Source organism: Vibrio sp. 10N.286.52.C3, from assembly GCF_041468865.1.
Taxonomy (GTDB): domain Bacteria; phylum Pseudomonadota; class Gammaproteobacteria; order Enterobacterales; family Vibrionaceae; genus Vibrio; species Vibrio crassostreae_C.
On the sequence record NZ_JBFRJM010000075.1, the window covers coordinates 1 to 13,048 of the forward strand.

A 13,048-nucleotide genomic window follows, 5' to 3' on the forward strand; every position below is an offset into this window, starting at 1 on the left:
CTAATCCGCGATGAACCTAAAAAATGCCAGCATCATGCTGGCATTTTTGTATCTGACTCATTCGATTTCTGCCTGGTTTAGGTGAGACTCTCAGTGGTATTTTGTTTGACCTTGGCACTTTGCTTGGAGTTGATGAGGTCGGTAGGCCATTGGTCAAACGGAACTGGGCGACTGTATAAGAAGCCTTGAGCAAGCGGGCACTGCAGCTGCTTGAGAAGTTCAGCCTGTTGCTGTGTTTCAACGCCCTCTGCCACCAAGCTTACTTTGAAGCCCTTAGTGATGTTAACGATGGCCGCGACGATGGAGCTATCTAGGTTCTCTTTATCAAGTTTGCTGACAAAGCTGCGGTCGATCTTTAAGCAATCAAATGGCAGTTTGTGTAAATAAGCCAGTGACGAATAGCCGGTACCAAAGTCATCAATCGCAATTGATATCCCTAGTGCTTTTAGAGTCAGCATGTTATCGATGATGGTCGGGTCGTTGTCGACGATGCGTGATTCGGTGATCTCTAGTGTCAGGTTGCTTGCTGGCAGATTTGTGTCTCGCAACGTGCCTTTTACTTGTTCCACAAAGCCACTTTCGCTTAGCTGAACGACCGACAGGTTGACGTGAATCGAGAAGTCCTTGCTCCATTTTCCTGACTCAATCGCGATGGCTGTATCTCGACACGACTTATGCAGAATTTGTTTTCCGATATCGTCAATGAGCCCGCTCTCTTCCGCGAGAGGAATGAACTCGAGTGGCGAGATCACCCCTTCATCCGTTATCCAGCGAGCTAAAGCTTCTGCTCCTATGGTCGAGCCAGATTCCAGATCAATAATAGGCTGATAAAACGGTTCGAACTGTTGAAGCTCAATCGCTCGGTTCATCCGCGCTAACATCTTGGTGCGATGTCTCGATGCTTTGCCCATTTCAAGGCTATAAATACAGACACTGGTTTTGTCTTGTTTCGCATTGCTCAATGCAATGCTGCTGCTGCGTAGCAGGAGTGTAATGTCGTGAAGATTCGAGACATTCACTATCCCCATCGATACCTTAATCACCACGCTTTCCGATTCCATTGAAAATGGGGAAGCGAAGGTTTGAAGTAAGCGGTTAGTCAGCAGCTGAACATCATCGCTTTGCGTTACGTTTGGCGCGTAGATGGCAAACTCATCACCACCAGTGCGAGCTAGTAGGTATTCGGATGGCAGTGTGCCTCTTAAACGAGCGGCCGCAATGATAAGTAGCTGGTCGCCATTGTAATGACCTAGGCTGTCATTGATGTCTCGGAAGCGATCAATACCAATCAAATACAGTGTGCCTTTTTCGTTGTCGGGGTGTTTCTTGGCAGCGTCAATAAAGCCTTCACGGCTGTATAGCTTGGTTAATGAGTCATAGGTAAGTTGAGACTGTAATGCATGAAACGAAGCCTTTAAGTTGTTGGTCATTTCATTGAATGACTCGACCAACATGCTGGTTTCATATATATGCCCTGTTTTTGGCATGCTCGCGTCCCAATCGCCCTTAGCAAGGCGTTTTGCCGCATCCGCTGTCGAGGTGATGGGTTGGGTTGCGCGATTAAAGGCAATTAATCCTGCAATGACCCCAATGCAGCTCAGTGCTAGCCCAAGCAACCAACTGTTTCTTTGATTTTCTGGCAATTCACCGAGCAGATTGCTTTCAGGGATCGACACCCCAATAAACCACGTGAGCCCGTGCTCATCTTCGTATGGGGTGATTTGGTTGAAGTAGCGTTCGTTGTCTAGGCTAAAACTAAAGCGCTGCTCGCCCAAATTCTCGATTAGGTGGAATTGCTCTACGTAGCTAGCACTCTCACGTATGACTGGATTAGCACTCTCTGTTGCTAGTTTGCGTTGCCCTTTGTTGGTTTGTCCTGTGCCCCATGAAACGACACTGTCTCCGCCTGAGTGCGCGACCAAGCGTTGCTGCTTATCGATGATGTAAACAGAGGCATCCGTTCTATCTTTGAGCTTTCTGAGAAACGCATTGAAGGTATTGATTTTGATGTCGCTGACTACGACGGCTTTGAATTCATTATCATCATAGATAGGCGCTAGAGCAGATAAGGTGATTTCTTGACGTTCGTCAGCATTGGCATAAATTGGTGACCATAACGGTTTTTTCTGTGTCGCAATGGGTGTGTACCAAGGACGGATTCTAGGATCGTAACCTGAAATCACCGATCGAATGTCTTCACTAATTTTGCTGCCACGGTAAATGACCAGCTGATCATTGGTGCGTTCGTCTTGCACCATCAAGGTGTAGCCTTTGTTGGCTTCTTTGCGGAAACCGACGTAGTTACCATCTTCAGAACCAAAGCCGATCGCATCGAGTTGAGGTACAGCAGTGTAATGGTCTGAAAACGTATAAAAAATATAGTCTTGGACCTTACTAAGATTGCCTGCTTGATAAAGATGGTGGTAGCCGATGTTATGGCTGAGCGAGAGGTTGGCGTGAAATGGCTTTTCTAAAAAATTAGACAGGCTTTGATGAACATTGTCAGTCAGTGATGTCAGCTGGCGTGCACTAACATCACTCACCATCTCTTTGTAGCTTAGCTTTTGAGTGAAAACCATTACACCCATAGTGAACAGAAAAATCATCACGAATGGCAGAACCACTGCGGTTCTCAAAGTAATTTGTGTTTTCAAAGACATCTTTAGCTACAACTTTAGTGGATGGCATACCTTAATTGTACCGACACTATTCAAACCAAGCGACACTTTTTTGGTTAAAAAAGTAGCTGCATCGAGAGTCATATCAGGTCAGTACAGTTCTTTTAGTTTACGAGTTAGAGTGTTTCTTCCCCAACCTAAAACTTTGGCTGCATCCTGTTTATGACCATTGGTATGGTTGAGTGCAGCCTCTAGCAGTATACGTTCAAACTCTGGCAGCGCATAAGTTAGTAGCTCTTTTTCTCCTGAATCAAGCGCACACTTTGCCCAATTAGCGAGCAGTTGTTGCCAGTTATCTCCAGTTCCTGAGGTGGTCACCACTTTTTCTTCTAGCAGCTCTGGTGGCAGGTCTGAAGGAAGAATTTCGCTGCCGCTGGCCATCACGGTAAGCCAACGACAAATGTTTTCAAGCTGACGCACGTTACCCGGCCAATTGAGCTGGTTGAGCTTCAAAATGGTCTCAGGATGCAGTGTCTTCACTTCAACACCGAGCTCTTCGGCGGCGGATGCTAGGAAGTGATGAGTCAGCTTTTCAATGTCTTGTTTACGTTCGCGAAGTGCCGGGATATGGATTCGGATAACGTTGAGTCGGTGGAAAAGGTCTTCACGGAAGTCGCCTTCATGCACTAAGCGCTCAAGATCTTGGTGGGTTGCGGCAACGATACGAACGTCTACCTTAACTGCAGAGTGACCGCCGACACGATAGAACTGACCATCAGAAAGTACACGCAACAAGCGAGTTTGGATATCGAGTGGCATGTCACCGATCTCATCCAGAAATAGGGTGCCGCCGTTGGCTTGTTCAAAGCGTCCTTGGCGAACGCTGTTAGCACCGGTAAAGGCACCTTTTTCGTGGCCAAACAGTTCAGACTCGATCAGATCTTTGGGGATTGCTGCCATGTTCAAGGCAATGAAGGGCTTCTTAGCTCTTGGGCTGTGACGATGCAGAGCGTGAGCGACCAATTCTTTACCGGTACCCGATTCACCATTGATCAGCACGGATATGGATGAGCGAGACAAACGGCCAATCGCTCGGAAAACCTCCTGCATTGCCGGTGCTTCACCGATGATTTCTGGCGCGTTGGTGTCTTCAGCGACCTCACTGGCTTGTTCGCGTTTCTGCTCTTGGCTGTGCGCGATCGCTCGTTCGACTAGAGTCAGTGTTTCATCAATATCGAACGGCTTTGGAAGATATTCAAAGGCGCCTTTTTGATAAGCATTCACCGCCGCATCAAGGTCTGAGTGCGCGGTCATAATGATCACGGGCAGGTCGGGAGAGCGTTGATGAACCTGATGCAACAGCTCAATCCCGTCAATGCCGGGCATGCGAATGTCAGACACCAATACGTCCGGTGTCTCGCGCTCAAGCGCAAGCAACACGCTCTCAGCATCAGCAAATGTTTCACACTTAATATCCGCAGATGAAAGTGTTTTCTCTACTACCCAGCGGATAGAGCTGTCGTCATCGACGACCCAAACGTATCCCTTACTCATAATTCAATTCCTTTGCAGCCAAATCTATTGTGATAATCATTGTTGTTTTTATGATGTCTTAATCTTTGTGTTACCGAGCTAAGCCTTTCATCTCGCTGTCCAATAGCGAGGTTCTTATGACCTAAATCGGTAGATAAATCGTGAATGTGGTGTTGCCTGGCCAGCTTTCAACATCAATTTTCCCATTGTGTTGATCGATCAGGTTTTGAGAAATCGATAGCCCCAGCCCTGTTCCACCTTCTCGTCCGCTGACCATTGGGTAAAACAGCGTGTCTTTTAAATCATCGGGGATGCCCGGACCGTTATCGCTGATCTCAATACGAGCTGCGAGTTTGTGTCGCTGCCCGTGAATATTTGCTTGATGCACCGTTCTGGTGCGAATGGTGATTTTGCCAGAATCTTGAGTCTTTAGAATCTGCGCTGCATTGCTCACGATATTGAGCATCGCTTGTTCAACCTGTGCCGAATCCATCAAGATGTCCGGTAGGCTCGGGTCGTAATCCCTTTCGATGGCGAGCGTTGAACCCGATTCGAGCTCTACGAGCTGCCTGACTTTCTCAAGTATCTGGTGAAGGTTCTCTTCTGATTTAGTCCCCGGCTTCTGTGGGCCAAGCAGACGGTCGACTAATGCTCTTAAGCGGTCGGCTTGCTCAATAATGATCTGCGTATATTCATTAAGAGACTGATCAGGAAGCATTTTCCCAAGTAACTGCGCCGCACCTCTTAAGCCACCGAGTGGATTTTTGATCTCATGTGCTAACCCGCGGACCAGCAACTTAGCCGCTTGTTGTTGTGCATGTTGGTTGAGCTCTTGGCTAAGGCGTCTTTGCTGGTCTATCTTGCGCATCTCAACCAATAACAGCGTCTCTCGCTGCCAAGATATTGGGCTAACCGTGACTTCAAGCATCAGTGGGCGGTTATCAACAACGAAGGTAACGTCACTGTCGGTAATGCTCTGGCCACTTTGTAGCGGTTGCGTCAGAAGCGCCAAATCAAGTGAAGCGTGTTGGATAAGTTGGCTCAGTGGATGATCAACGATGCGTCGTGCGCTCTGTGAAAAGAGCTGCTCAGCCGCCGGATTTGCGTATCGGACATACAATTGCTCATCGAGCATTAATGTCGAAGTCACCATATTGTCGAGAATGGCGCTGGAAAGATGGTGTGTATCTATGCTGTCGCTTTTGGCTGATCGATTCACTATTTCGTCCTTGAACTGGTGTTTTTCTCACTGCACCAAATTGGTGCGTAGCTAAGTTCAAGTATGGCGCATATCAACCAGAAGCTAAAGATAATTCATTAGAGTCGCTGAAAGCTGCTTCGATTAGGTGAAAAGTAGAGGTTATTTGGCCTCTTTTAACACATTGGCCTACTTGAGCGTCGCTCGATGTAAATACACGGTGACTGGACTAGTAGATGCAATAAGCTTGCCGCTTCTATGTGCTTGAATTGCAATGGTGTGAGTACCTCGATCGATACCTTTTAATTCCCAAATAGGTTGGGTCTGTGGGGCGCCATATCGACGGCCATCGAGCATCAATTGTAATTGCTCACCTATACCAAGCTTTCGGTTGAGTTCTATCTGAATCGGGATTAAGCCGCGATTACTACGAATGGTTTGATCATGAACTGGAGTCAACATGGTGAGGGCTAATTGAGTAGGAACCTCGCGCTTTGTGGTTTCGGTTTCTGCCTGAGTTTTGGCTGGCGTTGCCGTTTTAGTTGTAGAGGAAGCAGCAGCGTCAACCGGAGTTGAGGCCTCAAATTTAGGGGCGGGTGCTGAAGCTTGCACATCTGGCAGGCGAAGAGCCTCGGCATCTTGAGCGCTAGGGTTATCACTAAAGTGGAGCACGCCATCTTCATCTATCCAGGTATACACCGTTTGAGCAGAGCACGAGAGCGCGACTGTTAACCCGATTAGGAACAGTATGTTTTTCATATCTTTAGCCTCTTTTCACCGCTAGGTGATTTCACGTTTGGCGTTGGTTTTATTGTATTTAGCGCGACAGCCTCTGAGGGCTTTTGTTAAATGCCAATCACAGTAAGTTAATGCTCAGAAATAGCGCAGGAAAAAGGCTTGAGAACGGAGGCAGCCCTGATCGGCAAAAATAGTTTCGATAAGTAGTTATTCTACAATCAAAAAACCTAACGATGTTATCGAGTGTTTTAACAAGCTAGGCTGAGTAGTTATTTACTACGATTGGTATCTAGTATGGTACGAGGAAGCGGGGGGAGGGAGAATATAAAAAAGGCCCGCCTGCGAGGCGAGCCTAATATTTAGTCAGCGATTCTTACAAGGTTGCAGTAAGAAATGGCTTATCTCTACAGGAGATTAAACTGAGTAGTACAGTTCAAACTCAAGTGGGTGTGTAGCCATGTTCACGCGTTGTACGTCGTCAGATTTCAGAGTGATGTAAGAATCGATGAAATCGTCAGAGAATACGCCGCCAGCTGTTAGGAACTCACGGTCTTCGCTAAGCGCTGCTAGAGCTTCTTGTAGAGATTCTGCAACTGTTGGGATTTCAGCTGCTTCTTCTGCAGGAAGGTCGTATAGATCTTTATCCATAGCTTCGCCTGGGTGAATCTTGTTCTTGATGCCGTCAAGGCCAGCCATAAGCATTGCTGAGTAGCATAGGTATGGGTTAGCTGCTGGGTCACCAAAACGTAGCTCGATACGACGTGCTTTAGGGCTTGGTACTACTGGGATACGGATAGAAGCAGAACGGTTACGTGCTGAGTAAGCAAGCATTACAGGTGCTTCGAAACCAGGTACAAGACGCTTGTACGAGTTAGTTGATGGGTTAGCAAACGCGTTGATTGCACGAGCGTGCTTGATTACACCACCGATGTAGTAAAGAGCCATTTCAGATAGGCCGCCGTACTTATCACCAGCAAACAGGTTAACGCCGTCTTTTGCTAGAGATTGGTGAACGTGCATACCAGAACCGTTGTCACCAACTAGTGGCTTAGGCATGAATGTCGCTGTTTTACCAAATGCGTGAGCAACGTTGTGTACAACGTACTTGTAGATTTGAGTTTCATCAGCTTTCGCTGTTAGCGTGTTGAAGCGAGTAGCGATTTCGTTTTGACCCGCAGTTGCTACTTCATGGTGGTGAGCTTCAACAACTAGGCCCATCTCTTCCATTACTAGACACATTGCTGAACGGATGTCTTGAGATGAATCTACTGGAGCTACTGGGAAGTAACCGCCTTTAACGCCAGGACGGTGACCTTTGTTACCGCCTTCGAAGTCAGAACCTGTGTTCCAAGCTGCTTCTACGTCATCGATCTTGAAGAAAGAACCAGACATGTCGTTTGAGAACTTAACGTCGTCAAATAGGAAGAATTCTGGCTCTGGACCAACTAGAACTGTGTCTGCGATACCTGTAGAACGTAGGTACTCTTCAGAACGTTTAGCGATAGAGCGTGGGTCACGGTCGTAGCCTTGCATTGTTGCAGGCTCAAGGATGTCACAACGGATGTTTAGTGTTGCGTCTTCTGTGAATGGGTCCAGTACAGCAGATGCTGCGTCTGGCATCATTACCATGTCAGATTCGTTAATGCCTTTCCAACCAGCTACTGAAGAGCCGTCAAACATTTTGCCTTCTTCGAAGAAGTCTGCATCAACTTGGTGAGAAGGAATAGAGATATGCTGCTCTTTACCTTTTGTATCAGTAAAACGTAAGTCGATAAATTTAACTTCGTTCTCTTGGATCAGGGATAGTACATTTTCTACTGACATCTTGGATAACCTCCAGTGTTATTAATTCGGTATTAGCTCGATTCGGTTGAAACTAGCATTGATTAATGTCTATAAGTGCATTAATCGATGCTGATTTATCTACTGCCAAAAACGTGCCAAAAAAATTATTCCATTAATTTCAATGATTTACTTGTTTTGCGATTTTTCTTAATCTGGTTTTTGCACCAAAATGGTCTCTAGTTGCACTTTATTGGTGCAACTGTTTGTCTGTGCACCAATATGAGACATAAGCGAGCACCATTCAGCAATGAATTGCCTAAGTTGTCAATCCACTTTTGTTATTTTGCGGGAGATTTGGCTCGCCACTCGTAGGTGATACTTTTTTAGAGTCCTACGAATTTGGCTGCTCAACACTGTACTGAATCAAAGTTAAGCGGATATGAATCGCTAATAAAGAAAAAAGCCTTGGTTCAGATCACATATTTCTGGGTTTTTGTCTAGAATCTGGTATATTATTGACCGTTTTTTAAATCAAGCTAGCGGTTATTATCCAAACTTTTGAGATAAGTGACGGCTACTTTTATGAGTGAATCGAGAATCCATGTCTACTCCACAGATTGATAAGTTAAGAAATATCGCGATCATCGCGCACGTTGACCACGGTAAAACGACTTTGGTTGATAAACTGCTACAACAGTCAGGCACTCTTGAGTCTCGTGGTGAAGCTGAAGAGCGTGTCATGGATTCGAATGACATCGAAAAAGAGCGTGGCATTACCATTCTTGCTAAGAACACAGCAATCAACTGGAATGATTACCGCATCAACATCGTAGATACTCCGGGACACGCGGACTTCGGTGGTGAAGTTGAGCGTATCATGTCTATGGTTGACTCTGTTCTGCTTATCGTTGACGCAGTTGATGGCCCAATGCCTCAAACTCGTTTCGTAACGCAAAAAGCATTCGCACACGGTCTTAAGCCAATCGTTGTAATCAACAAGATTGACCGCCCAGGCGCTCGTCCTGATTGGGTTATGGATCAAGTATTCGACCTTTTCGACAACCTAGGTGCTACTGATGAGCAACTAGACTTCACAGTTGTTTACGCTTCAGCTCTAAACGGCTGGGCAACAATGACTGAAGGCGAAACTGGCGAGAACATGGAACCATTGTTCCAAGCTGTTGTTGATACAGTAGACGCGCCTGCAGTTGACCTTGACGGTCCACTACAAATGCAAATTTCGCAACTTGATTACAGCTCTTACGTAGGTGTTATCGGTGTTGCTCGTGTTACTCGTGGTTCTGTTAAACCAAACCAACAAGTAACTATCGTCAATGCAGAAGGCAAAAAACGTAACGGTAAAGTAGGTACAGTTCTTGGTTACCTAGGTCTTGACCGTCACGAAGTTGAGCAAGCTAACGCTGGCGACATCATTGCAATCACTGGTCTTGGTGAGCTGAAAATTTCAGACACTATCTGTGACGTAAACAATGTTGAAGCAATGACTCCGCTTTCTGTTGATGAACCAACAGTAACAATGACGTTCCAAGTAAACACTTCTCCGTTCGCGGGTAAAGAAGGTAAGTTCGTTACTTCACGTAACATCCTTGAGCGTCTAGAGAAAGAACTAGTACACAACGTTGCACTACGTGTTGAAGAAACTGATAACCCAGATCGTTTCCGTGTTTCAGGTCGTGGTGAACTTCACCTATCTATCCTGATCGAAAACATGCGTCGTGAAGGTTTCGAGCTAGCTGTATCTCGTCCAGAAGTTATCATCAAGAAAGACGAAGATGGCAACCTAACTGAACCGTTTGAAACTGTGACTATCGACGTGCTTGAAGAGCACCAAGGTGGCATCATGGAAAACATCGGTCTACGTAAAGGTGAGCTAACTGATATGTCTCCAGATGGCAAAGGCCGTGTTCGCATGGACTTCATGATGCCTTCTCGTGGTCTTATCGGTTTCCAAACTGAGTTCCTAACTCTAACGTCTGGTTCTGGTCTTCTTTACCACTCATTTGATCACTACGGTCCTCACAAAGGCGGCGTAATCGGTCAACGTAACAACGGTGTTCTAATCTCGAACGCAACTGGTAAAGCTCTGACTTACGCACTATTCAACCTACAAGAACGTGGTCGTCTATTTGCTGAGCACGCGGATGAAGTATACGAAGGTCAAATCATCGGTATTCACAACCGTTCAAACGACCTAACAGTAAACTGTCTGAAAGGTAAGCAGCTAACGAACGTTCGTGCATCTGGTACTGATGAAGCACAGGTTCTTTCGCCACCTATCCGTCACACTCTAGAGCAAGCTCTTGAGTTCATCGACGAAGACGAACTAGTAGAAGTAACGCCAGTAAGCATTCGTATCCGTAAGAAGCTTCTTACTGAAAACGAACGTAAGCGTGCAGCACGTCCAGCTAAGGCTTAATTGCCAGCTGACTAGCTTCTAGCTAAGTAGATAAGAAAGCCCCGAGTAGCCTAGCTGCTCGGGGCTTTTGTTTTTTAGTTTGTTTAGATACGGTTAAACGAGATTTCGTCATCCTCAAGAGGGAGGAACGACCGAGTTGGGGATCTAGCTTTTGATACATAAGTAACGCTCAACGAATTGAAGCCGTTCTTCGACTGGCATAAACGGCACTTCAACCACCTCATAGCCAAGTTCTTGGTAGACTCTTTCTAAAGCGTGGTGAATCTCTAGCGCTTCCTCAAACGGATAAGGTCTCACATCATCTTGTACATAAATTGAAGCCTCAGGGCGACAGAACAAGGCTTGTGAGTGGTAGCCTTTGCTTGCTTCTCGGTAGGCCGCATCTATCTCTAGGTTAGCCTGAGCCAAATAGCCACAAATGTCTGGAATGGCGCGATCGAGAAAGGCAACAGGATGCTGACTGGCTTGGTCTTTGTGTTCGCTCATGACGGTTAAACATAGGCGAGCAAAGCCTGGAAGGTCTAACCAAGGTAAGATACCGTTCTCAAGTTGACTCTGCTGTTCGATTAACTGGCGAGAGGACTCAGCGAAGGTGGGGTAACCCGCATCACCCAAAGCATTGATCAATGTGGTTTTTCCGGCGCCAGGGCCGCCAGTAATAATGATTGGGTTCATACGGGCTTATCTTTATTTGTGCCTACGGGCGTTATTTCTGGTTTAGTTGAGCAAGGAACTTATCCGATTCGGCAATCGCTGCATTCATCTGCTCTATTGCGTAGGCGATGTCTTTTTCTAAGCTCATAAACTCACCTTGCAGCGAGCCGACAGCGCTCGCATTGAGGTTGTGCTTCAAGTAAAGCGTGTTGTCGCGAAGGGTATTGAGCACTGGGTCCATTTTCTTCTCGGCGCGCTTCATTGCTGACAGCATCGTTTGGTAAGACAATTTAGTTTCACGAAGCTTTTGCTCGCTCGAGCGGCGCAGTGAATCACTGGTGTAGAGATCTAACTCACTCTGCCACTCTTCAAACAGCGCATCCGACACATCTTCAATCGCAGCAATGCGGTCACTGACATTTTGCGCGGCTTTCTCGCTGTCTTGGTATTTATCGTTGATTTGGTTGTACATGTCTTCAAGGTCGCCGCCACTGAAATTAGTCAGGCTACTCAAGGCTTCAAGTGCGCTGGTAAACTCTTCCTGAGCATCCTGCTGCGACTCTTTAGCGTCTTCCACTCTATCGACCATAATGTCACGCTTGTGGTAACCCACTTGCTCCATGGCGGAGTAATAAGCTGACTGGCATCCAGTAAGAGTAAAAATAGAGAGGACTATAACTATTAAATAAGGCATCCTAGTTTCCTATAGTTAAGTAACGGAATATTAATTAGGACTATGAACGAGTTACAAGGGAGTTACAAGTTGAAGATAAAAAAGGTCGCCACACTCAGTATTCAGTTTTCTCGCTATCTTTTGGCGCGAATGACGCACGATAGAGTCAACGTGAATGCGGGCTACTTGGCGTACATTACTTTGCTCTCGATCGTACCGATGTTGACGGTTCTGCTCTCTATCTTGTCGTCATTCTCCATCTTTGCTGATGTTGGTATCGTGATTCAAAACTTCGTTATTACCAACTTTGTTCCCGCGTCTGGGGATGCCGTACACGGTGCCTTGTTAGAGTTCGTTGCCAATACCGGAAAAATGACGGCGGTCGGTAGTGTGTTCTTATTCATTGCAGCGCTGATGCTGATCTCGAATATTGATAAGAACTTAAACTACATCTGGCGTGTCGACGAGAAGCGACGTGCGGTGCTGTCTTTCTCTATGTACTGGATGGTGCTCACGCTTGGACCTATTTTAGTTGGGGCGAGCATTGCAGCCACTTCTTATGTGACATCATTGAGCTTGTTGCAAAACGAAGTGGTGTCTGGCGCCTTTAACACCGTGATTCGCAAACTTCCTTTGATTCTCTCTTTCTTTGCGTTTTTCGGTCTGTACCTGTTGGTTCCCAACAAAAAGATACACTTTTCTCATGCGGCTGCAGGTTCTCTAGTGGCGGCTCTGTTGTTCGAACTCAGTAAGAAAGGCTTCGCGGCCTACATTACTCAATTCCCTTCTTACCAGTTGATTTATGGCGCATTGGCGGCAATACCAATTCTTTTTGTCTGGGTTTATTTGTGCTGGTTGATTGTGCTGGTGGGTGCTGAGGTGACCGCTGCATTGGGTGAGCAGGAACAGTGGAGTGACTCGAAAGAAATGGTACACTCGTCGGATAAAGACAAAATCACAGAGCAAGGAAACAACAGTGATAGCACTGATCCAGAGAGTAAGTGAAGCTGCCGTCCGTGTTGATGGCGAAGTAGTTGGTGAGATTGAACAAGGCTTATTAGTTTTGTTAGGCGTAGAAAAAGGTGACGACGAAGCCAAAGCCAAACGTTTGATGGAACGAGTGACCACTTATCGTGTCTTTGGAGACGAAGACGATAAAATGAACCTCAACGTGAAGCAAGTAGAAGGTAAGGTATTAGTGGTGTCTCAATTCACTCTGCCGGCCGATACCAAGAAAGGGACTCGAGCAGGGTTCTCTCGTGGTGCTCACCCAGAAGATGCTGAGCGTCTTTATAACTATTTCTCTGACCAGTGTGAATCAGTGTTACCAACGGAACGTGGCCGATTCGCAGCCGACATGAAAGTGTCTTTGGTTAATGATGGCCCAGTGACATTCTGGCTGCAGGTTTAGG

10 protein-coding genes are annotated in these 13,048 nt (G+C 46.4%); 3 read left to right on the forward strand and 7 right to left on the reverse strand.

What is annotated here, in order from left to right; genetic code table 11:
* Positions 1–77: 77 nt before the first annotated feature.
* The 5 genes from AB4138_RS21510 to glnA all read right to left on the reverse strand — a co-directional run bounded on the left by AB4138_RS21510 (position 78) and on the right by glnA (position 7,911).
* A complete protein-coding gene (locus tag AB4138_RS21510; protein WP_372307625.1) occupies positions 78–2,660 on the reverse strand; it encodes an EAL domain-containing protein in 2,583 nt (860 codons plus the stop codon).
* 108 nt (positions 2,661–2,768) lie between these two features.
* Positions 2,769–4,172 carry a nitrogen regulation protein NR(I) gene (gene glnG / locus AB4138_RS21515; RefSeq protein WP_048661285.1) on the reverse strand — a complete coding sequence of 468 codons (1,404 nt, stop codon included), beginning with the start codon at positions 4,170–4,172 and terminating at the stop codon, positions 2,769–2,771.
* A 121-nt stretch (positions 4,173–4,293) separates the two neighbouring features.
* A complete protein-coding gene (gene glnL / locus AB4138_RS21520) occupies positions 4,294–5,370 on the reverse strand; it encodes a nitrogen regulation protein NR(II) (RefSeq protein WP_019826501.1) in 1,077 nt (358 codons plus the stop codon).
* Positions 5,371–5,538: 168 nt separating this feature from the next.
* Positions 5,539–6,108, reverse strand: coding sequence for a DUF4124 domain-containing protein (locus AB4138_RS21525; RefSeq protein ID WP_017059222.1), 570 nt, complete (start codon positions 6,106–6,108; stop codon positions 5,539–5,541).
* Between the two features lie 393 nt (positions 6,109–6,501).
* On the reverse strand, positions 6,502–7,911 hold the full coding sequence (glnA, locus tag AB4138_RS21530; protein WP_017059221.1) for a glutamate--ammonia ligase: 1,410 nt from the start codon (positions 7,909–7,911) through the stop codon (positions 6,502–6,504).
* Between the two features lie 562 nt (positions 7,912–8,473).
* Between glnA and typA the strand changes: the two genes are divergently transcribed.
* Positions 8,474–10,309, forward strand: coding sequence for a translational GTPase TypA (typA, locus tag AB4138_RS21535; protein WP_017059220.1), 1,836 nt, complete (start codon positions 8,474–8,476; stop codon positions 10,307–10,309).
* A 144-nt stretch (positions 10,310–10,453) separates the two neighbouring features.
* Here typA and AB4138_RS21540 read toward each other — a convergent pair whose 3' ends face one another.
* A complete protein-coding gene (locus AB4138_RS21540; protein WP_372307628.1) occupies positions 10,454–10,984 on the reverse strand; it encodes an AAA family ATPase in 531 nt (176 codons plus the stop codon).
* A gap of 31 nt (positions 10,985–11,015) precedes the next feature.
* A complete protein-coding gene (locus tag AB4138_RS21545; protein ID WP_029235101.1) occupies positions 11,016–11,657 on the reverse strand; it encodes a DUF2959 domain-containing protein in 642 nt (213 codons plus the stop codon).
* 42 nt (positions 11,658–11,699) lie between these two features.
* On the opposite strand from AB4138_RS21545, the gene AB4138_RS21550 reads away from it, so the two are divergent.
* Entirely contained in the window at positions 11,700–12,641 is a 942-nt protein-coding gene (locus AB4138_RS21550) for a virulence factor BrkB family protein (RefSeq protein WP_019826491.1), read from the forward strand.
* Positions 12,613–13,047 carry a D-aminoacyl-tRNA deacylase gene (gene dtd, locus AB4138_RS21555; protein ID WP_004735590.1) on the forward strand — a complete coding sequence of 145 codons (435 nt, stop codon included), beginning with the start codon at positions 12,613–12,615 and terminating at the stop codon, positions 13,045–13,047. The genes AB4138_RS21550 and dtd overlap by 29 nt, the downstream gene beginning before the upstream one ends.
* The last annotated feature ends 1 nt before the right edge of the window (position 13,048 follow it).